The 21278-nt window shown below is 61.0% G+C and carries 17 protein-coding genes and 2 tRNA genes; 13 read left to right on the top strand and 6 right to left on the bottom strand.

From position 1 onward, the window contains the following. The first annotated feature begins 171 nt into the window (after positions 1 to 171). Both M511_RS00095 and M511_RS00090 read left to right on the top strand, forming a co-directional pair. Positions 172 to 654: a GNAT family N-acetyltransferase gene (locus M511_RS00095; protein WP_010392295.1), complete on the top strand. Its 483-nt coding sequence runs from the start codon at positions 172 to 174 to the stop codon at positions 652 to 654. Between the two features lie 44 nt (positions 655 to 698). Continuing rightward, a tRNA-Arg gene (locus tag M511_RS00090) sits at positions 699 to 775 on the top strand. A 412-nt stretch (positions 776 to 1187) separates the two neighbouring features. On the opposite strand, the gene M511_RS00085 is transcribed toward M511_RS00090, so the two are convergent. Both M511_RS00085 and M511_RS00080 read right to left on the bottom strand, forming a co-directional pair. After that, positions 1188 to 1958 carry a Bax inhibitor-1/YccA family protein gene (locus tag M511_RS00085; RefSeq protein ID WP_085501165.1) on the bottom strand — a complete coding sequence of 257 codons (771 nt, stop codon included), beginning with the start codon at positions 1956 to 1958 and terminating at the stop codon, positions 1188 to 1190. A 122-nt stretch (positions 1959 to 2080) separates the two neighbouring features. After that, positions 2081 to 3028 carry an NADPH:quinone oxidoreductase family protein gene (locus tag M511_RS00080; RefSeq protein WP_227493346.1) on the bottom strand — a complete coding sequence of 316 codons (948 nt, stop codon included), beginning with the start codon at positions 3026 to 3028 and terminating at the stop codon, positions 2081 to 2083. Positions 3029 to 3227: 199 nt separating this feature from the next. Between M511_RS00080 and M511_RS00075 the strand changes: the two genes are divergently transcribed. From M511_RS00075 to M511_RS00045, 7 genes are all read left to right on the top strand, one after another. Continuing rightward, positions 3228 to 3587 (top strand): helix-turn-helix domain-containing protein, encoded by a 360-nt coding sequence (locus M511_RS00075; RefSeq protein WP_010392290.1) that lies wholly within the window; start codon positions 3228 to 3230, stop codon positions 3585 to 3587. Positions 3588 to 3672: 85 nt separating this feature from the next. Further along, positions 3673 to 4485 carry an inositol monophosphatase family protein gene (locus tag M511_RS00070; protein ID WP_085501058.1) on the top strand — a complete coding sequence of 271 codons (813 nt, stop codon included), beginning with the start codon at positions 3673 to 3675 and terminating at the stop codon, positions 4483 to 4485. A gap of 109 nt (positions 4486 to 4594) precedes the next feature. Beyond that, on the top strand, positions 4595 to 5980 hold the full coding sequence (gene mgtE, locus M511_RS00065; RefSeq protein ID WP_085501057.1) for a magnesium transporter: 1386 nt from the start codon (positions 4595 to 4597) through the stop codon (positions 5978 to 5980). Continuing rightward, positions 5965 to 6543 carry a 5-formyltetrahydrofolate cyclo-ligase gene (locus M511_RS00060; RefSeq protein ID WP_010392285.1) on the top strand — a complete coding sequence of 193 codons (579 nt, stop codon included), beginning with the start codon at positions 5965 to 5967 and terminating at the stop codon, positions 6541 to 6543. Before mgtE ends, M511_RS00060 begins: the two co-directional genes overlap by 16 nt. Positions 6544 to 6952: 409 nt before the next feature. Continuing rightward, positions 6953 to 10576, top strand: coding sequence for a vitamin B12-dependent ribonucleotide reductase (locus M511_RS00055; protein WP_085501056.1), 3624 nt, complete (start codon positions 6953 to 6955; stop codon positions 10574 to 10576). Beyond that, a complete protein-coding gene (locus M511_RS00050) occupies positions 10576 to 10905 on the top strand; it encodes a hypothetical protein (protein ID WP_085501164.1) in 330 nt (109 codons plus the stop codon). The genes M511_RS00055 and M511_RS00050 overlap by 1 nt, the downstream gene beginning before the upstream one ends. 211 nt (positions 10906 to 11116) lie before the next feature. After that, complete coding sequence (locus M511_RS00045) at positions 11117 to 12658, top strand: DegQ family serine endoprotease (protein ID WP_040601632.1); 1542 nt, start codon at positions 11117 to 11119, stop codon at positions 12656 to 12658. A gap of 78 nt (positions 12659 to 12736) precedes the next feature. On the opposite strand, the gene M511_RS00040 is transcribed toward M511_RS00045, so the two are convergent. Beyond that, the gene (locus M511_RS00040; RefSeq protein WP_237701475.1) at positions 12737 to 13480 is read right to left on the bottom strand and encodes an invasion associated locus B family protein; all 744 of its coding nucleotides are present in this window, start codon (positions 13478 to 13480) and stop codon (positions 12737 to 12739) included. A 499-nt stretch (positions 13481 to 13979) separates the two neighbouring features. Here M511_RS00040 and M511_RS00035 point away from each other — a divergent pair, with 499 nt between their 5' ends. Beyond that, positions 13980 to 15578 (top strand): helicase HerA-like domain-containing protein, encoded by a 1599-nt coding sequence (locus tag M511_RS00035; protein WP_085501055.1) that lies wholly within the window; start codon positions 13980 to 13982, stop codon positions 15576 to 15578. On the opposite strand, the gene M511_RS00030 is transcribed toward M511_RS00035, so the two are convergent. Then, positions 15565 to 15897, bottom strand: a complete 333-nt coding sequence (locus M511_RS00030) for a DUF6477 family protein (protein ID WP_227493344.1) — start codon at positions 15895 to 15897, stop codon at positions 15565 to 15567. The genes M511_RS00035 and M511_RS00030 overlap by 14 nt on opposite strands. Positions 15898 to 16110: 213 nt before the next feature. Here M511_RS00030 and M511_RS00025 point away from each other — a divergent pair, with 213 nt between their 5' ends. Further along, positions 16111 to 17274 carry a DUF6456 domain-containing protein gene (locus M511_RS00025; protein ID WP_010392272.1) on the top strand — a complete coding sequence of 388 codons (1164 nt, stop codon included), beginning with the start codon at positions 16111 to 16113 and terminating at the stop codon, positions 17272 to 17274. 91 nt (positions 17275 to 17365) lie between these two features. Here M511_RS00025 and M511_RS00020 read toward each other — a convergent pair whose 3' ends face one another. Beyond that, positions 17366 to 17914 (bottom strand): peroxiredoxin, encoded by a 549-nt coding sequence (locus tag M511_RS00020; protein ID WP_010392270.1) that lies wholly within the window; start codon positions 17912 to 17914, stop codon positions 17366 to 17368. Positions 17915 to 18067: 153 nt separating this feature from the next. On the opposite strand from M511_RS00020, the gene lipA reads away from it, so the two are divergent. Both lipA and M511_RS00010 read left to right on the top strand, forming a co-directional pair. Next, positions 18068 to 19015 (top strand): lipoyl synthase, encoded by a 948-nt coding sequence (lipA, locus tag M511_RS00015; protein ID WP_010392269.1) that lies wholly within the window; start codon positions 18068 to 18070, stop codon positions 19013 to 19015. Positions 19016 to 19419: 404 nt separating this feature from the next. Beyond that, a tRNA-Leu gene (locus tag M511_RS00010) sits at positions 19420 to 19503 on the top strand. Between the two features lie 416 nt (positions 19504 to 19919). On the opposite strand, the gene glf is transcribed toward M511_RS00010, so the two are convergent. After that, positions 19920 to 21065 carry a UDP-galactopyranose mutase gene (gene glf, locus M511_RS00005; protein WP_085501054.1) on the bottom strand — a complete coding sequence of 382 codons (1146 nt, stop codon included), beginning with the start codon at positions 21063 to 21065 and terminating at the stop codon, positions 19920 to 19922. Positions 21066 to 21278: the final 213 nt, after the last annotated feature.

Below are 21278 nucleotides of genomic sequence, written 5' to 3'. Positions count from 1 at the left end.
GCCAAAGCTCATTGGTTCCCGTCCTGTCGCCTGCGGGCGGAAAGCATCCGGCCTCTGGCCTGCTGCCAAGCGCATTCTTCCTTATTTTTCATGCGGCCTGCTGCACCGACGCTTTGCAACCTGCACAGGTGCTGCTAAGCCCGCCGCGCAGTGCAAAAGGGAAGCAAAACCATGAGTGTCGGCGATCCGGTGATCGGTCAGGAAAGCCCGTTGGGCGAAGATCTGGCGCTGCTTTTTGAGCGGCACACCGCGGATATGCACGCTGATACCCCGCCGGAATCGATCCATATGTTGCCCCGCGCCGAGCTTGAGCGGCCAGAGATCGCCTTTTTTGTGCTGCGCGAAGGGGGGGTGCCGCTGGCCATGGGTGCGGTCAAGCGCATCGGTCCAGATCATGGCGAAATCAAATCCATGCATGTGCTGACCGAGGCGCGTGGCCGTGGCCATTCGCGGCGCATGCTTGAGGCGCTGATTGCCTACGCCCGGGCAGAGGGCATGGCGCGGCTCAGCCTTGAGACCGGGGTACAGCCGACCTTTATCGCTGCGCGCGGGCTTTATGCGCGGGCGGGTTTCGTCGAATGCCTGCCCTTTGGCGACTACCAGCCCGATCCGAACAGTGTCTTCATGACAATTGCGCTTTCAGATCGGGATTGAACGGTTGATTCAGCCGCAATCCTGCGCCATGACTGCGGCCGTGCGGGCCCGTAGCTCAACTGGATAGAGCAGGGACCTTCTAAGTCCAAGGTTGAGGGTTCGAGCCCTTCCGGGCCCGCCAATGAATTCAATGTGTTAAGCTGATTCCGGGCATCCTGGTTACTGCGATGGCAAGCCGCAGTGCAGATCGGTACTGACGAATAGTTGTGTGGTGTTTCTGGGCTTTTCTTGTGTCGTAAAGCCCGGATCAACCCGACAAAAACCCAAATGATTCGGATGCTGCTATGGCGCCTGCCACGGCGGCGAATTGGCGGCAGATATTCCCGGAATATCCGGGTGCAACAAAGCAGACGCCTATTGCATCACATGAAAGAGCGAAATGCCCGGATCGATTGTGATGTCTGCGAAAAATCGCCGTGAGCCATTCGATAATCAACTCTCAGACAGCCAATCCTGCCGGTCTGACTGATCGGAAAAACGAAAGGGCCGGGCGAATGGCCCGGCCCTTTGTGTTTGCCTTGGTTATTGAGCGATCACTCGCGGTTGCCAAGGAACTGCAGCAGGAACATGAACAGGTTCAGGAAGTCCAGATACAGCTGCAGCGCACCCATGATCGCGGATTTGCCCAGGAATTCCTGATCCGACTCTGCCAGTTGCAGATAGGTGTTCTTGATGTTCTGCGTGTCAAAGGCAGTCAGCCCGGCAAAGATCAGCACGCCGATCGCCGAGATGGCGAATTGCATGGCGCCGGATTTCAGGAAAATGTTCACGATCGACGCGACGATCAGGCCGATCAGGCCCATCATCAGGAAAGTGCCCATCCCCGAGAGGTTACGCTTGGTGGTGTAGCCCCAGAGCGACAGCCCGGCAAAGGCGATCGCGGTGATCAGGAAGGTCTGCACGATCGAGAAAGAGGTGTAGGCGGCAAAAATCCAGCTGATTGATACGCCCATCACCGCGGCGAAGGCGTAGAACAGCGTCGTCGCACCCTGCACCGACAGGCGATTCAGCGCGGCGCCAAAGGCAAACACCATCAGCAGCGGCGCAAAGGTTACTGCCCATTTCACCGGCGACAGATACAGGGTCTTGCCAAGATCGGTCAGGTATTTGCCGTTGCCCAGCATCCATTGCGTGGGGGTGTCGGACAGGGTCAGCCCGGCCATACCCCAGGCAGCGCCAGCGGTCACCAGCATGCCCACGGCCATCAGGCCATAGACCTTGTTCATATAGGCGCGCAGGCCCTCATCCACGGCAGCCGAGCGCGTCGCGGTCCCGGCCGTGCGGATAGAATAGTGATCTGCCATAAGTTCTCCCCGGTCAGAAATCGCGGTGCGGCCCGGACGGCCCACCATCGGGGAAGATATTGGCGATAACTGAGGTTTTTTCAATGCAAAGCGAACGGTTTCTCGCCAATCTGACATAAATTTCATAAACTGATGATGACTTTCCCGGTCGAGCGGCGGCTGCGCAACAGCTCATATCCTTCGTCCAGCCGCTCCAGCGGAAGGGTGGCGCCGACATGTGGGCGCAGCCTGCCTTGGTCATATAGTGCAAAAAGGGCGGCGATATCCTGGCGCAAAAGCGCGGGGTCGAGCTTCTGATAACCCCCCCAGTAGAACCCGTGGATTGCGATGTTCTTGACCAGCGCGTGGTTCAGCGGCAACGCCGGAGGCCGGCCCCCCGCGAAGCCGATGATGAGAAAGCGTCCGCCCGGTCTCAGCGCGCCAAAGGCAGCCTCGCCCGGTTTGTCGCCGACCGGGTCATAGACGATATCGGCACCGCCCAGCTCACGCAGTGCGGCCCTGAGATCAGGGCAGGCGGCACTGTCGATGCAATCGGTGGCCCCGGCCGCCCGGGCGACAGTAAGTTTGTCCTCGCCCCGCGCCACGGCAATGACTCGCGCCCCAAGGGCCGCGCCGATTTCGACAGCAGTTAGTCCGACACCGCCTGCCGCGCCCAGAACCGCCAGCGTTTCACCCTGCCGCAACCCGGCACGCCGGGTCAGGGCAAAATGGCTGGTGCCATAGGCGATCAGAAAACCGGCGGCCTCTTCAAAGCTCATCCCATTGGGGATCGGGTGGCAGCTTGCGGCGGGAAACAGGTTCGCCTGCGCTACAGTGCCCTGGCTCAATACCGCAACGCGGGTACCGGGGGGAATCAATACATCCGGGCCGGTCGCAATCACCTCTCCGGCGCCTTCGAGGCCCGGAATGAAGGGCGGAGAGGGCGTTTCCTGATAGTGACCTTGCGTCATAAGCAAATCGGCGAAATTCAGCGCTGCGGCCCGCAGCCTTACCAGCACATCACCCGGACCTGGTGGCGCAAGTGTCACATCGGCAGGAACGGGGGTGCCGGGTATTTTCTTGATTTGCATTGTTTTCCAGCGTTTTTGCACATTTCCTCCCAATTGCATCATGTCATTGCGCGCGTTTTTTCTGTTGATCATGAGGGCTGTCTTCGAGTGATTATTGCCCACTGCAAACGATTGTCTTTTTGGACAAGTGGATAACATGGAACTCGAAAAATACGACAATCTGTTGTAGCGCCCGTTCAGATTGAGTGAGGTTGTTACTATGAAGCATAATGTAGACGTTCACGTTGGTAAGCGCATCCGCCATCGCCGTTGGATGATCGGTATGACGCAGCAACAGCTTGCTGAAAAAGTTGGTATCAAGTTTCAACAAATTCAAAAATATGAAACCGGGATGAACCGTGTTTCGGCGTCCCGGCTTTGGGATATCGCGCAGGCGGTAGAGGTGCCGGTCAGCTTTTTCTTCGAGGGTCTCGAAGATGGCCACACCCACAGCACGATCGAGGGGGATATTCTGGCCGATAAAGAGGCGCTGCAACTGGTGCGTGCATATTACGCCATGCCCGAAGCGCAGCGTCGCCAGATCTTTGAACTCGCCCGTGTCCTGTCGGACGCGGCCTGACAACGGCAGGTCGTAGCTCCAAGGCTTTCGTTCAAAGAACTCTGCGGCTAAACCTGCGCCCAAGGCATTACCACGGGGGCAGGCCATGACGAGTGCGAACGAGATCACTCCTGAGCGGGCTGAACGGATCATGGCCTTGGCGCATCGTCTTGCCGATGCTGCCCGGACCGAGACGCTGAGCCTGTTTCGCAGCCCGTTGCTGCGACCTGACAATAAATCCACCACCGGCTTTGATCCGGTGACCCAGGCTGACCGCGCAAGCGAGCGTGCCATGCGTGCCATTCTGGCCGCCGAGTGTCCAGAAGATGGCATTTTGGGCGAAGAATATGGCGGGCAAAGCGGGCAAAGCGGTCTGACCTGGGTGCTGGACCCCATAGATGGCACCCGCGCCTTTATGGCCGGGGCGCCTAGCTGGGGCGTCCTGATCGGCGTCAGCGATGCGCGGGGGCCGATTTATGGCATTGTTGATCAGCCCCATCTTGATGAGCGTTTCGAGGGCGGTTTTGGCCGCGCCCAACTGATATCGCGCGCGGGTTCGGTCCCGCTTGGCGCGCGCCGGGGGGTCGCCCTGGCGCAGGCAACGCTGATGAGCACCTATCCCGAGGTCGGAAGTCCCGCCGAACATGCTGCATTTTCCCGCGTTGCCTCGCGGGCGCGTCTGGTTCGCTATGGGCTTGATTGCTACGCCTATGCGCTGCTTGCCGCCGGTCACGTCGATCTGGTGATCGAGGCCGGGCTTCAGCCATATGACGTTGTTGCGCCGATTGCCGTGATACGGGCCGCAGGGGGTGTGGTGACCGATTGGCAGGGTGGGCCTGCCCATAACGGCGGCACGATCCTTGCCGCCGGATCGGCAGAATTGCACGCCGAGGCGCTGACCCTTCTAAAGGGTGATTGAGCCCCCGCCGCAAGGCCCCTATGGTGCCGCCGACTGATAGCGCTGTCCGACAGCACCAGACCCCAATCCTCGTCACCACACGAAAGTCCAGCAAGGAGGCCGTCTGCCGATGACCGAGCCGCGCGAGACCGAGACCGATACCTCGGAAGCCGAATTCCAGCTGAGCCGGCAGAATCTCGACCCGATCAACCGGGCGATAGATGAGCAGGACGGGCAGGCGCTGGACGAGTTGCTTGAGTCGATGCACGCCGCCGACGTTGCCGACCTGATTGAGCAACTGACGCCGGCGCGCCGGCGCGCGTTCCTGCAGCTCTATTCAGGCGAGATTGACGGCGAGATCCTGTCCGAGATCGATGAATCGATCCGCGAAGAGGTGATCGAGCAGCTGCCCCATGAGGTACTGACCGAAGCCGTGCGCGAAATGGACAGCGACGACGTCGTTGACCTGATCGAGGACATGGAGGCGCCCGAACAGCAGGCCATCCTTGCTGCGCTGGACGATTCCGACCGTGCCGCAGTCGAGCGTTCGCTGACCTGGCCCGAATATTCGGCCGGTCGTCTGATGCAATCCGAGGTCGTGACTGCGCCCGAACATTGGACCGTGGGCGAGGCCATCGACTTTCTGCGCGCTGAAGAATGGCTGCCCGACCAGTTCTATCATGTCGTGCTGGTCGATCCACGCCGTCATCCGACGGGTTATGTCACGCTGGGTAAGCTGTTGGCCTCTCGCCGGGCCACGCCCTTGCGCGACATTACCGAGGATAGTTTCCGCACCATCTCGGCCCGTCAGGACGAAGGTGACGTCGCCTATGCTTTCAACAAATATCACCTGATCTCGGCACCGGTGGTCGATGACGATGATCGTCTGGTTGGTGTCATCACCATCGACGACGCCATGTCGGTGCTGGACGAAGAGCATGAAGAGGACTTTCTGCGCATGGCCCGCGTCTCGGACGAGAGCCACGTTTCAGACGGGCCTTTCCAGACCGTGCGTCAGCGCCTGCCGTGGCTGGTGATCAACCTCTGTACCGCATCGCTTTCGGCGCTGGTCATCTCGCGCTTTGAATCGACGCTGGCCCAGCTGGTCATTCTGGCGGCGCTGATGCCGATCGTCGCCTCGACCGGAGGGATTGCGGGAACGCAGTCCCTGGCCGTGGCGGTGCGGGCGCTTGCCACGCGCGAACTGACCAGCGCAAATGCGCGGCGCGTCATCCTCCGCGAATTGGGGGCGGGGCTGCTTAACGGTGTCGGCCTTGCGGTGATCCTGATCATGGCCGGCGTGTTCTTTTTGGGCAGTCTGGAGATCGGACTGGTTCTGGGTGCGGCGATGATCGCCAACCAGATCGTGGCGGCCATGGGCGGTGTGCTGGTGCCATTGGGGCTTAGCAGGCTGGGGCTTGATCCGGCACTGGCTTCGGGGACTTTCGTCACCACCATGACCGATATGATGGGTTTCTTTGCATTTCTGGGGCTGGCCTCATGGTTTCTGGTTTGAAAAAGCAGTTGCGCCAGCAGGCGCTGGCCGCGCGCGGGCAGGGTGGCGATGATGAGGCGGTGACGCGTCATCTGCTAGAGGTGCTGGTCCCCCACCGTGGGAAAGTGCTGGCTGGCTATTGGCCGATGCGGGACGAGGCCGATCCGCGCCCTGCGATCTCGGCTCATGACGGTCCTGTCTGTCTGCCTGTGGTCACCGGCCCGGCGCGTCCATTGGAGTTTCGCGCGTTCGACGGCCGGTTAGAGGCCGGATCCTTTGGCACCAGCCATCCGCCAGCTGATTCGCCTGTTATGCAGCCCCAGGTGCTGATCGTCCCTCTGGCAGGATTTGACCGCGAAGGTCATCGGCTGGGATATGGCGGCGGATTTTATGATCGGACGCTGGAGATTCTGCGGACTTCCGGCCCGGTGGTCGCCATCGGTCTGGCCTATGCGGTGCAGGAGATTCGCTCGATCCCAGTCGAGCCTACCGATCAGTCGCTGGATATGATCGTCACGGATCAGGGTGTCATTCTGCCGCAGCCGCAAAATTCACAGGTCAATCCTGACGGAACAAAATCGTAATCCTGAGGGGGCACTGCTGGGGAAAACCCTGTGGAAAACAGGTGAACCGATTGCGGGAAGCCTCTAGCTTCCTTCGGAATTTACCGGTCACACGGGTTTTCCGCCCTTTGTTAACATTGCAATCGCAGCAGGATTCGACTCGTTGGGGCAGGCCTAAAAACGGCCCGGTGTCCACAGAAAAAATTGATTGAATTGAGTCGCATCTCGGGTCATCTTGTGTTCGAAGCTGGTCGCGCCACCAGATCTAGTGTCCTTTTGTGGCCTGTAATCGGGGTTTCGGCGCAAGCGACAGTGATCAGAAACAAAACTTTCGGGGTGTCGGACGATCCGGCCGCCTGACCGGTGCGCTGTCGCGCCGGATGGGAGGGTCGCGCGTGCATCCCCGAAGAAACGAGGGGACAGTCAGGGCATGCGGATCGAACGGCGCTTTACCACGGCCGAGAGCGGAGCTTACGGCGCGCTTTCGTTTACCACCACCACCAGCGAAATCCGCAACCCCGACGGCAAGGTCGTCTTCCGCAATGAGTCGGTCGAGGTGCCTCAGGGCTGGAGCCAGGTCGCCTCGGACGTCATCGCCCAGAAATATTTCCGCAAGGCCGGGGTGCCGGCGCGGCTTAAGCGCGTCAAGGAAAAGGGCGTACCGGAATTCCTTTGGCGCTCGGTCCCTGACGAAGAGGCGCTGGCGAAACTGCCTGCCGAGGAACGCTTTGGCGGTGAGACGAGCGCCCGTCAGGTCTTTGACCGTCTGGCAGGTGCCTGGGCTTATTGGGGCTGGAAGGGCGGCTATTTCTCGACCGAGGAAGACGCACGCGCCTATTACGACGAGATGCGCTATATGCTGGCGACCCAGATGGGCGCGCCGAACAGCCCGCAGTGGTTCAACACCGGGCTGCATTGGGCATATGGGATCGACGGTCCCGGTCAGGGCCATTTCTATGTTGATTACAAGACGGGTAAGCTGGTCCGGTCGGACAGCGCCTATGAACATCCTCAGCCCCATGCCTGCTTTATCCAGTCCGTCGCCGACGATCTGGTGAATGAGGGCGGCATCATGGACCTGTGGGTCCGCGAGGCGCGGCTGTTCAAATACGGCTCGGGTACGGGCACCAATTTTTCGTCCCTGCGAGGGGAGGGCGAGAAACTGTCGGGCGGCGGGAAATCTTCGGGGCTTATGGGCTTTCTGAAGATCGGGGACCGCGCAGCCGGCGCAATCAAATCGGGCGGGACGACCCGGCGCGCGGCAAAGATGGTGATCTGCGACATGGATCACCCCGACATCGAGCAGTTCATCAACTGGAAGGTTATCGAAGAGCAGAAGGTCGCCTCTCTGGTGGCTGGCTCCAAGATGCATGAGCAAAAGCTGAACGCCATCTTTGCCGCGATCCGGGAATGGGACGGCAGCGTCGAGGACGCGACCGACCCGGTCCGCAACGCCGCGCTGAAGACGGCGATCCGTTCAGCCAAGCGCGTGATGATCCCGGAGACCTATATCAACCGGGTTCTTCAATATGCCCGCCAAGGCTTTGATTCGATCGAGTTTCCGACCTACGACACCGACTGGGACTCTGAGGCTTATATCAGCGTCTCGGGCCAGAACTCGAACAACTCGGTGCGCGTGACTGACGCGTTCCTGCGCGCGGTCCGGGAGGATCTGCCGTGGGAGCTGGTCCGCAGGACCGACGGCAAGGTGGCCAAGACCGTCTCGGCGCGCGAGCTGTGGGACCAGATCGGCCATGCTGCCTGGGCCTGCGCCGATCCGGGCGTGCAGTTTCATGACACGATCAACGCCTGGCACACCTGCCCCGAGGATGGTCAGATCCGCGCCTCGAACCCGTGCAGCGAATACATGTTCCTGGATGACACGGCCTGCAACCTGGCGTCGATGAACCTGCTGAGCTTCTGGACCGGCAAAGAGTTCGACGCAGATGGCTATGTTCATGCCAGCCGGCTGTGGACCGTCACGCTGGAAATTTCGGTCCTGATGGCGCAGTTCCCCAGCAAGGAGATTGCGCAGCGCAGCTATGACTATCGCACCCTTGGGCTTGGCTATGCCAATATCGGCGGGCTGCTGATGAACATGGGCCTTGGCTATGACAGCGATCAGGGCCGCGCGCTGTGCGGGGCGCTGAGTGCGATCATGACCGGTGTAGCCTATGCCACCTCGGCCGAGATGGCGGCAGAGCTGGGCCCGTTCCCGCGCTATAAGAAGAACTCGGCGGCCATGCTGCGGGTGATCCGCAACCACCGCGCTGCGGCCTATGGCACCGGCAGCTATGACGGCGTGAATGTTCGCCCGGTCGAACTTGACGCCGCGAACTGCCCTGATCAGCGCCTGGTCGCGCTGGCGCAGGGTGCCTGGGATGAGGCGCTGACCCTGGGCGAGGCCCATGGCTATCGCAACGCGCAGGCCACCGTTATCGCCCCGACAGGAACCATCGGTCTGGTGATGGATTGCGACACCACCGGCATCGAGCCCGATTTCGCGCTGGTAAAGTTCAAGAAGCTGGCCGGCGGCGGTTACTTCAAGATCATCAACCGCTCGGTCCCTGCGGCGCTTGACGGGCTTGGCTACAGCTCGGCCCAGATCGAAGAGATCATCGCCTATGCCGTCGGCCATGCCAGCCTTGGCAATTGCCCCGGCATCAATCATGCCAGCCTTGTCGGCCATGGTTTTGGCCCGCGCGAACTGGAAAAGATCGACGCGGCGCTGGCCTCGGCCTTTGATATCCGCTTTGTCTTTAACCAATGGACGCTGGGCGAGGATTTCTGCCGCGAGACGCTGGGTATTCCGGCCGAAAAGCTGAACGATCCGACATTTGATCTGCTGCGCCACCTTGGCTTTACCCGTGCGCAGATCGAGGCCGCCAATGACCATGTCTGCGGCACCATGACGCTGGAAGGTGCGCCGCATCTGAAGCCCGAACATTACCCGGTCTTCGACTGCGCCAACCCCTGCGGCAAGAAGGGGCAGCGTTATCTTTCGGTGGAAAGCCATATCCGCATGATGGCGGCGGCGCAGAGCTTTATCTCGGGCGCGATCTCCAAGACCATCAACATGCCGAACAACGCTACGATCGCCGATGCGCTGGCCGCCTATGAGCTGAGCTGGTCCCTGGGCATCAAGGCCAATGCGCTTTACCGTGACGGTTCGAAACTGTCGCAGCCGCTGGCCTCGGCGCTGGTCGAGGATGATGAGGAGGCTGAAGAGGTCCTGGCCTCGGGCAATCCGCAGGAAAAGGCCGCCGTTCTGGCTGAAAAGGTGGTCGAAAAGATCATCGTCAAAGAGGCCGTGCGAAGCCATCGTGAAAAGCTGCCCCATCGCCGCAAGGGCTATACCCAGAAGGCGACTGTCGGCGGGCATAAGGTCTATCTGCGCACCGGCGAATATGACGACGGCAAGCTGGGCGAGATCTTCATCGACATGCACAAGGAAGGTGCGGGCTTCCGGGCGATGATGAACAATTTCGCCATCGCCGTGTCGGTCGGCCTGCAATATGGCGTGCCGCTGGAAGAGTTTGTCGACGCCTTTACCTTTACCCGGTTCGAGCCGGCAGGGATGGTGCAGGGCAATGACAGCATCAAGAACGCGACCTCGATCCTTGACTATGTGTTCCGCGAACTGGCGATCAGCTATCTCGACCGTACCGATCTGGCGCATGTAAAGCCGCAGGGCGCGCGCTTTGATGATCTGGGCAGCGGTGAGGCGGAAAGCCAGCCGAACGTCACCCCGGTCAGCGAAGGCGCTTCGCGCTCGCTTGAGATGCTCAAGCAGATCAGCTCGACTGGTTATCTGCGCAAGCGCCTGCCGCAGGATCTGATGATGCTGCAAAGCGGTGTTTCGGTCACGGCGGTGACGGCGGCCGAGGGCGTGGCGATTGCCTCGGCCGGGGTCGCCACGATGGATGCGCGGACCAAGGCGCGGATGCAGGGCTATGAGGGCGATCCCTGCGGCGAGTGTGGCAATTATACGCTGGTCCGCAACGGGACCTGCATGAAGTGCAACACCTGCGGCGCGACAAGCGGGTGCAGCTGATGGCGCGTATCGTATCCCTGTCATCCGCTGCCGGGCCTGTCCGCAAAGGTCCGCTGTCACCGGGCGCGGCTTCCGGGATTGAGCTGATCTTCGGTACCCGCCGCGTCGCACCGACCGCCGTGCGGCGCATCGCGGGCGGGTTTCAGGCCGATCTGCGGGCCGATGCGCTGCTCGCGCTCCTGGACCTGACCTTTCAGGGTCCGGCCCAGGTCGAGATGCTGGGCTGCGGAATGGACCTGCGCCCGTTAGAGGTGACGGAAATTGAAATGCACGGCAATTCGACGACCGTAACCCTGCTTTGCGCGGGCGAAGCGCCGCTGCTGAACTAGGAATCATCGCTGCGATGGCACCTGTTCCGCGTCTTTTGGGCGCGGAACCTTTTTTATTCGGGTGTCTGCGCCTGCCATTGCGGGCAAGTCACGATCAGTTCATTCTTTGCGAGCGTGGTTCATTTGCACCGGGAGCGAAAATCCCCTTGAACATGAACATATTGCCAGGGCGCCTGATGTGCCGTCCCGGCACGGAATGGAGATGATCCAGATGAACAGACCCTTTTCCCGCCATTTCCTGACTGCATCCGGCCTTGCGCTGATCATGGCATTGTCGCCGGCATTCGCGCAGGAGGCCGCGACCCCCGGGGCAGAGGCTGCGCAGCAGGCCGCCAATGAAAACCAGCCGCTGACCGCGCCCGACAGCCAGGCCCGCAAGGACCGGGTCATGCCGGAAAGCTTTGCCGATCTGGTCGAACAGGTCAGCCCTGCGGTGGTGAATATCACCACGACCGCAACAGTTTCGGCGCCGCTTGGCCGCGGGCTGCAACTGCCCGAAGGCAGCCCCTTCCGCGACCTGTTCCGCGAATTCGGCTTTCCCGGTTTCCCGCAGGGTGAAAGCCCCTTTGACGGCGGCCCGCAGACCGAGCAGCGCTCGAACGCGCTTGGTTCGGGTTTTGTCGTCTCGTCCGAGGGGCTGATCGTTACCAACAACCACGTCATCGACGGCGCGGATGAGATCGAAGTCGAATTCTTCTCGGGCAAGACCCTGCCGGCCAAGGTGATCGGCAAGGACGACAAGACCGATATCGCCGTCCTCAAGGTTGAAAGCCCGGAGCCGCTGCCCTTCGTCAAGTTCGGCGATAGCGACAAGATGCGGGTCGGTGACTGGGTGCTGGCGCTTGGCAATCCGCTGGGGCAGGGGTTCTCGGCCTCGACCGGGATCGTCTCGGCCCGCAATCGCGCGCTGTCGGGCACCTATGACGACTTTATCCAGACCGACGCCGCTATCAACCGCGGCAACTCGGGTGGGCCGCTGTTCAATATGGCTGGCGAGGTGATCGGGGTGAACACCGCGATCCTGTCTCCGAACGGGGGCTCGATCGGGATCGGCTTCTCGATGGCGTCGAATGTGGTCAGCAAGGTCGTGGAGCAGCTTGAAGAGTTCGGCGAGACCCGTCGCGGCTGGCTGGGCGTCAAGATTCAGCCGGTGACCGATGACATCGCCGAATCGCTGGGCCTGTCCGAGGCCAAGGGCGCGATGGTGACCGATGTGCCGCCCGGCCCGGCAGCAGATGCGGGCATGAAGGCGGGCGATGTGATCACCAGCTTTGACGGTGGCGAGGTCAAGGATCCGCGTGATCTGGTGCGCCGCGTTGCCGACGCCCCGGTCGGAGAAGCGGTTGATGTCGTCGTTCAGCGTGGTGGCGAACCCGTTGATCTGAAGGTGACCCTTGGCCGTCGTGAGCTGGCCGAAGGCACAGGCAGTGGCAAGGTGGACAGCGCGGCCGAGGCGACCAGCGATGTGATGGGCATGACGCTGGCACCGCTGACGCCGGAGATCGCCGCCGAGCTTGGCATGTCGCGTGACATGAAAGGGCTGGTTGTGCAATCGGTCGATCCTTCGGGCGCAGCCGCCGATAAGGGGCTGGTCGCGGGCGATGTGATCACCGAGGCCGGTCAGCAGCCTGTCGCTGCGCTTGCTGATCTTGAGGCGCGCATCAAAGAGGCGCGCGAGGCCGGTCGCAAGTCGATCCTCGTCATGGTGCGTCGTGCGGGTGAGCCGCGCTTTGTCGCCCTGCCGGTGGAATAAGCATATGAAAAAGGGCCGGGAAATCCCCGGCCCATTGCAAAAAGGGGCGCCGTTCTGGCGCCCCTTTCCTTATTCGGATTACTGCTGAGGCGCGGCGGCCGGCGCGGCGATATCCTTGTTCGCTTCGGCCAGAGCGGTCATGCCAGCGGTAAAGCCCGAAAGCGACATGGGCAGCTTGACCAGCTGTTCTTTCGGGGCGCCAAAGGGCAGGACGCTGATGGTCGCCGCCTTGCCGCGTTTCATCGGAGCAAGCTCGCCATCGGCCAGACCGATACGCGAGATGCAGCCGACGCGGGCGCACAGCATGAAGGGATAGCGCGCCTCTTTGCCGGCATCGATCTGCATTCCCAGACCCGCCTGCAGGTCGGTCTCCAGCGGCGCGATAAAGGTGATCACGGCCTGGACATTGCCGGTCATCGGAATGATCGACGCCTCCGCCACCGGGGCGCCTTCCTGATCCTTGAGCAGTTGGTAAAGCTCGCAGGGATCCTTGCCCTCTTGCGTCTTCATGCAGCGCAGCGTCCAGTCGCCATGGGTCGATTTGGCATAGGGCTGGCCGACCTGAGCATTCTCTTCAGTCGGCGGTTCGGCCAGTGTGGGCGCCTGCGCGGCAGGAGCCTCAGCAGCCGGAGCTGCGGCAGGGGCCTCAGCGGCAGGCGTTTCCGAGCCAGAGGCGGCAGGGGCGGGTGCTTCGGCCGCGGGGGCTTCGGCAGCGGGCTGGGCCGGGGTCTCGGTGCTCGCGTCTTGCGCCATCACGCCAGAGGCGGAAACCGCCATGGCAAGAAGGGCGGCGGTCAGGGTCGCGGATGTCCTGTTGACCATGTTCTCTTCCTTTGGTCCATGCATCGGACTTGCTCCTAGCATTTGTGTCCGGGATTGTCAGGGCACATCGCATCCCGTCACGTCACCTTTGCGTTGGCAATGCCAGAAATGCTGGATTTGCAGGAGGTTTCGCAGACAGACCCGGGAAGGCAAGGACCCCGGAACGCAGGTCATCCCTGCATTCCGGGGTCCCGATACTTACCTTCCCTGCCGGACTGGCCGGTCATCATTGTGCGGAAAGCTAGAGGGCGCGCGCAATGGCGTCAACTATCCTAATAGACAAGCTGTGACAGAGTTATGACGGGGGCATTATCTGGCAAAATCGCAGGCAACGGCGATGAAAAAAGCCGCGCCCTAAGGCGCGGCAGTCCAACAGGGAGGAAGCCGGATCATGCGCATTTGCATGGTCCGGCAAGGAACAGACTGGCACAAAATCGTCGGCAAGGTATTGTCCTTTCGTCGTGTGTTGCACTTTTCTGCCGATCCACATGGAGGAAGAATGACCGAAATCGTCGATCTGGAGGCCGGAACGGTATTCGTGGGCGGTGGTGGCGCGAATCATGCCGAGCCGCAACAGCTGCTGTTGAAATACGCCAATCGCCACGGGCTGATTGCGGGGGCGACCGGGACCGGAAAGACGGTGACGCTGCAAACCCTGGCCGAATCCTTTTCCCGTGCCGGGGTACCGGTGTTTCTTGCGGACGTAAAAGGCGACCTTGCCGGTATTGCCAAACCTGGCCGGGCGGAAGGCAAGCTGCACGAAAGTTTCCAGAAACGTGCCGAACAGATCGGGGTCGAGCTGGATTATCAGGAATTCCCGGTCACATTCTGGGATATCTGGGGCAAACGTGGTCACCCGGTCCGCACCACTCCGGCCGAGATGGGCCCCCTGCTTTTGTCGCGGCTGATGGGGCTGACCGACGCGCAAGAGGGGGTGATGAACATCGCCTTTCGTGTCGCCGATGAAGAGGGGCTGGCGCTTCTCGACATGAAGGACCTGCAGGCGATGCTGGTCTGGGTAGGCCAGAACGCCAAAGAGCTGAGCCTGAAATACGGCAATGTCTCGACCGCCTCGGTTGGGGCGATTCAACGCGCTCTGATGGTTTTGCAGAACGAAGGCGGCGATCTGCTGTTCGGAGAGCCGGCGCTTGAACTGGCCGATCTGATGCGGCCCGATGCCTCGGGCAAGGGGATGATCAATATTCTTTCGGCTGAAAGGCTGATGAATGCGCCGCGTCTGTATGCGACGTTCCTTTTGTGGCTGATGTCCGAACTGTTCGAGCAGTTGCCGGAAGTGGGCGACCCCGACAAACCGCGCATTGCCTTTTTCTTTGATGAGGCGCATCTGCTGTTTGACGATGCCCCGCCCGCGCTGATCGACAAGATCGAGCAGGTGGCGCGGCTGATCCGCTCCAAGGGGGTCAGCCTGTGGTTCATCAGTCAGAATCCCGCTGACCTGCCCGAATCGGTGCTGGGCCAACTGGGCAACCGGGTGCAGCACGCCTTGCGTGCCTTTACCGCAAAGGATCAGAAGGCTTTGCGGCTGGCTGCCCAGAACTATCGCCCAAACCCTGAATTCGATACTTCCGAGGCGATCCAATCTGTCGGGACGGGCGAGGCCGTGACCTCGTTTCTTGAGGCCAAGGGCGTGCCCGGCATTGTCCAGCGCACCCTGATCCGCCCGCCTCTGTCGCAGCTTGGCCCGATCGAAGATGCCGAGCGCGCTGCGATCAACACTCAATCGCCAATGGCGCTGAAATACGGTAAATCGCTTGACCGGGAATCAGCGGCCGAACTGCTGGCTAAACGCGCCGAGGCTGCGGCTGTGGATAGCGCAGGGGCAGGGGCTACCGCTGGTGCGGGCCGCAGCGACGATGATGATCTGTGGCAGATGGGCCGCGAACATAATCGCGGGCGTCGCTATAACCCCGGCCTTCAGATCCCCGACAAACCCCGGCCCCGCGCAAGCTCTGGTTCCAGATCGAACAGCGACTCGATTGCCGTGACCTTTGGCAAAAGCCTTGCGCGGCAATTGGGCACCAAGACCGGCCAGGCATTGGTGCGCGGGGTTCTGGGGAGCCTTTTCAGGGGCAAATGAGTGCTTGCGCCAGGGGACGCGGTGCGGCCTCAGCGCATTCAGCCAGAATGGCAATCAGCAGCAGGATATGGCGATGCGGGTCATATCCTGCCTGCCCCGTGCGGCGAAACTGGTCGATCCGGTTCTCTTCGGCCAGTAAACGGGTCATGGCGGTGCCCGGCGACGGCAGGTTGTCGCATTTCAGAAGGCGCCGCAGATCGCGTCTTCGGTTCCAGCTCTTAAGCCCGGCTTGCGCTGCCCGCACGAGGGGGCGTGGCCGACGCAAGGTCGGCGTCTCGCGGCGCGGCACAAAAGCGATCACATTGCTCATCATTGTCATGGGGTTTCCCTCGGCCCGTCAAACTCGCCGTGATCATCTGCAATTTTGACGCGTGTTGCGGTTGGGTGCTGTCGTGCGCACGCAGCGGCAAGAATTCTTTAGGAATTATTAGCAAATATTGCCGCATCTCCGCCTGACCCGGTTCCAAGGGACAGGGATGAGAAAACAACCCATGGATGAGCAGATGCCCGCTTGTCTGCAGGAAGCGAAGGAATGACCATGACGATTGTGACGGGAGATTTCGCCCCGGACGCCTTGGTTGCCGCCATACCCGCCGGCGTCGACGCCACGGCTCGAAATCCGTCCGAACCCCAACATGGCCAACCGGCCAAAGACGCTGATCTGCAGCTATATCTGCGCCATGTCGAAGGGGGGGAGACGATCCGATCACTGGCGCGCGAGGCAGGCTGCCATGCCTCGACCATCCTGCGCCGCATCCGTCGTTTCGAGGCGCGAAGGGATGATCCCTTGGTTGATCGTGCGGTCGAGCGGGTGGCGGCGGGCCCTGAGGGCAGGCCTATGGTTGCGCCGGGCAGGACAGGCATGCGGCAGATCGCGCGCATTCTGCGCCGGCTTGCCGAGCCGGGTGCGCAACTGGTGGTGGCCGAGGGCATGGACAAGGCCATTGTTATTCGTGACGATATCCGTACAGCGATCCTTGACCGCGAACTGGCCGAGCATATGGCGATCCGCGCATGGGTCCAGTTGCAGGGGCAGGGCAGGGTCAACCGTTATGTCCTCTCTGCCGAGGGGCGCGAGGTTCTGCGGGCCATCGTCTCGGCACGGCGCGGCACCGCTTTGCCGACGGGTGAGGATTTCGTGCTGGCGACCCCGGTTCGTCCTGCGACAGAGGCCGATTCCAGCCATGCCGATCAACATCGGCAGTGGGAAGAACGAGAGATCACCGATCCCGAGGATGGCCGCCGTCGCCGGACCCGGATCAATATCGCCGACAGCCCGCTGTTAGTGCTGGCACGCCGGCGCGGTTCTGATGGGCTACCCTTTCTGTCCTCTGAACAGGTCGCAGCGGGCGAGCGTCTGCGTGAGGACTTTGAGCTTGCGCAGATGGGGCCGCGAGTTACCCAGAACTGGGATCGCTTTCTGACTGCCGGGGCTGATGTCTCGCGCCAGTCCGTGGGGTATAGCGGCGGATCGGAGGGCGCGCGCAACCGCGTTGCGGCAGCCTTGCGTGAACTTGGGCCGGGGCTGGGCGATATGTGCCTGCGTGTCTGCTGCTTTCTCGAAGGGATCGAGATGACCGAGCGGCGGCTTGGCTGGTCGGCCCGGTCAGGCAAGATCGTGCTGCGGCTTGCCCTGATGCGGCTCGAACGTCACTACCGCGAAACATACGGTCCCGGAGCACCGCTGATCGGCTGATCATTGGGCCGGGGATGGCAGGTATGGACCGCAGGGGGAAAAAGGGCGCCGTAATGGCGCCCTTTTCACGTGCTGAAATGAGGTGGTGCGTTCAGGCGGCAACTTTGGCCGGATTGGCGCGCAGCCAGTCGAGAACCGTTTCCGGCGAACTGACACCATAGGGATCCTCGGGGCAATCGTCCATGCGGCCGGGCTCTTCGAACCAGGCTTCGATCTGGCCGTTGTTGACGACTGCGGCATAGCGCCAGCTACGGGCGCCGAAGCCAAGGTTATCCTTGCGCACCAGCATGCCGACTTTTTCGGTGAACTCGCCCGAGCCATCGGGGATGACCTTGACGTTTTTCAGGTCCTGCGCCTTGGCCCATTGGTTCATGACAAAGCTGTCATTGACCGACAGGCAATAGATCGCCTCGATCCCCAGTTCGGCCATCTCGGCAGCGGCTTTCTCAAAGCCCGGCAGCTGGTAGGTTGAGCAGGTGGGCGTAAAGGCCCCGGGCAACGAGAACAGCACCACGCGCTTACCCTTGAAGTAATCGTCGGTGGTCATGTCCTGCCAGCGATAGGGGTTCGGCCCGCCGACGGATTCGTCGCGTACCCGGGTCCTGAAGGTCACTTGGGGAAGCTGATCGCCTGGTTTCATCTTTTGTCCTTTCGTCCTTTCGTCATCGGCTCCTCCCTCTTATTCTGTGATGCTGCGATGCGGCATCGGGGCGTATAGATGCACCCTGTATTGGCGTTGATCAAGGGCTGAAAAAACCGTAAGTTTGGCTGACCTACAGCAAAGGATGCCGACATGGCGGATATGCCCCCGGTTCTGCGCCACCCCGAAAAGGCCCACCGTCCCGACCAGCCCCAGCCGAAGAAACCGGACTGGATCCGGGTCAAGGCACCGACCAGTCAGGGTTACAAGGATACCCGTGACATCCTGCGCAACAACCGCCTTTCGACCGTCTGCGAAGAGGCCGGCTGTCCGAACGTCGGCGAATGTTGGAGCCAGGGTCACGCCACCATGATGATCATGGGCGAGATCTGCACCCGTGGCTGTTCCTTCTGCAATGTGATGACCGGCAAGCCGAATGCGCTGGACGCGTTTGAGCCTGGCCGCGTTGCCCATGCCGTGCAGAAGCTGGGGCTGAAGCACGTCGTCATTACCTCGGTCGACCGTGACGATCTGGATGATGGCGGGGCCGAGCATTTCGCCCAGACCATCCGGGCCATCCGTCATCGCTCGCCCAATTCGACGATCGAGGTACTGACGCCTGACTTTCTGAAGTCGAAACCGGGTGCGCTTGAGACCGTGGTCGCAGCACGGCCCGACGTCTTTAACCACAATCTTGAGACTGTGCCGGGGCTTTACCCCTCGGTCCGGCCCGGCGCACGCTATTTCCACAGTCTGCGCCTGTTGCAGCGGGTGAAAGAGCTTGATCCGACCATGTTCACCAAATCGGGGATCATGGTGGGGCTGGGTGAGGATCGCCAGGCTGTGCTGCAGGTTATGGATGATATGCGCGCTGCCGATGTCGATTTCATTACCATCGGCCAGTATCTGCAGCCGACCTCCAAGCACCATCGGGTGGACCGGTTCGTTACGCCCGACGAGTTCAAAAGCTATGAAAAGGCGGCTTACGGCAAAGGTTTCCTGATGGTTTCGGCCACGCCGCTGACCCGTTCGTCCTATCATGCCGGTGACGATTTCGCGCAGCTGCGCGATGCGCGGCTGGCCAAATTCAGCAACGCCTAAGCGCGAATCTGTGAATGACGCGTCGCCCCGGTCTCGCTGCTGCGCGTCCGGGCGACGTCTTTCTGAGCCTTTCCGGTGACGGATTGCTATGGTGGTTTTTCTTGGGCTGCGGCGGCGAGGACGGTTTCCCGACGCTATTATAGGGCCGGTTTCAGGTGCCTGATGTGTGCGCCGTAAACTGGCACGATGGCATCCCGTGGTTGGTGGCTTATTTGCGTTAAATGACCGACATCGGGTTGGATCATTTATAACCGCTCTGCGAGAACCTGATCACGCAGGCCATGATCTTTGGCGGTGGGGCGTGGAACGGAACACGCACAGAGCAAGAATGTTGAGAGACATATTGAGAGCGCCCCTTGCGCCGGATACGGGTTCTGTTCTAAATCCCCGACAGGCAATAGTTTGCCCGAGTGGCGGAATGGTAGACGCAGCGGATTCAAAATCCGCCGCCGCAAGGCATGTCGGTTCGAGTCCGACCTCGGGTACCAATTGAGATCGCTTGACTTTCTGCGGCTGGTCGCGGTCTCTGATCCCCCCGGTAGAATCGGCGTCCCACCTTCATTCTTTGCTCCCTGTTCGTTCCGACATGGCGTGGGCGGCCCAAGACAGAGACTTCCTGCTCGCCCGTAGGCGATCGTGTCCCACCATCTCCGTGCCCGGGCCGTGATTCCGGGATCTGAACTCCAGAGCGATATTCGTCAGCTTACGCAATGCGGGTAGCCGCATCACCCGAGGTAGGAGTACCCCACCAAGCCAAGTACAATAGGGGGGGCCGCTGAACTGGGGCGCGAGGTTCAGCAAGGCACAATCTGGCTGGATGCCTGGGCAGGATTGCGCGCAATGAGGGGCGGCTCAGCTTGAAAAGGGCGCGGCTTTTCAGCCGCACCTTATGATTTGCAGCGATTTACAGCGGAGACTTGGCAAAGGTTGGCATCTGCTGCCCCGTCTGCGCTGAGGTAAGGAATGTCTCGGCCGTGTCCAGCGCCTCGCGGATGGTCACATCCATATCGAGATAGCGATAGGTGCCAAGTCGGCCCACAAAGGTTACGCTCTTCTGGGCCTCGGCCAGCCTTACATACTCTTCCAGCAGCGATTTCTCTTCGACCAGCCGGATCGGGTAATAGGGGATGTCTTCTGGCTCAGCTGCACGCGAATATTCGCGGTAGCAGGTGCTGCCCACGTGGCTTTCCCAAGGCGAGAAGTGCTTGTGCTCGGTGATACGGGTCCATGGCACCTCTCGGTCGCCATAGTTCATCACTGCGCAGCCCTGATAGTCGCCCTGATAGGTGAAACGCTCAAAGTCCAGCGTGCGATAGCCCAGCCGGCCAAGGCTATAGTCGAAATAACCGTCAAGCGGCCCCGACCAGAAGACGTGGTCGGCCTCTTCGGCCATAGCAGGCGTAAAGGTGGTCTCAAGCTCGACTGTGATGCGCGGATGGTCAAGAATCCCGGCGATCAGCGCCGTATAGCCTTCGCGCGGCATGCCCTGGAAACGGTGGAAGAAATAGTTGTCGTCATAGTTAAAGCGAACCGGCAAGCGCTTGAGGATGCTCGCAGGCAGATCCTGAGGCGAGCAGCCCCATTGTTTTTCGGTATAGCCCTTGAAAAACGCCTCATAGAGTTCGCGACCGACAAAGCGCAGCGCCTGTTCCTCGAATGTCTGCGGATCGGTGATCGAGCTGTCGGCCTTGCTTTCGATAAAGGCGCGCGCCTCGTCCGGGCGCAGGGTCTTGCCGAAGAACTGGTTGATGGTGTGCAGGTTCACCGGCAGGGAATAGACCGCATCCTGTGAGGTGGTCTTGACCCGGTTCTGGAACGGCATGAACTCGGCAAAGCGGTTGACATAGTTCCAGACGCCTTCGTCGTCGGTATGGAAGATATGCGGCCCATAGACGTGCAGCATGACGCCGGTTTCGCTGTCCCGTTCGGTATGGCAGTTGCCGCCGATATGCGAACGGCTGTCGATGATGCGGCAATCATGGCCTGCTTCGGCCAATTGACGTCCGATCACTGCGCCAGACAGACCTGCGCCCACAAGGAGTATCTTCATTGTCTTTTCCCGATTTCCTGCTGTGCGCCATGGCTCATGTCAGCAAGATGAGCGAAGGTCTAGGGTCAATCCACAGCCCTTGCGGCATTCCGCCGGTCTGGAGCGGATATACCGCTTTTTCTTTAGCGTTCGAGTAATTTTTTGTGTTTTTTTTCGAGCAGTGCGAGCCCTGCGACGATGAGTGTTATAGCGACGGTCAGGACATATGTTCTG

The sequence above is a fragment of the Paracoccus sp. J56 genome (assembly GCF_019633685.1).
GTDB lineage: Bacteria > Pseudomonadota > Alphaproteobacteria > Rhodobacterales > Rhodobacteraceae > Paracoccus > Paracoccus kondratievae.
Note: the sequence above shows the minus strand (reverse complement) of the source record. Positions and strands in the feature narration are given on the sequence as shown.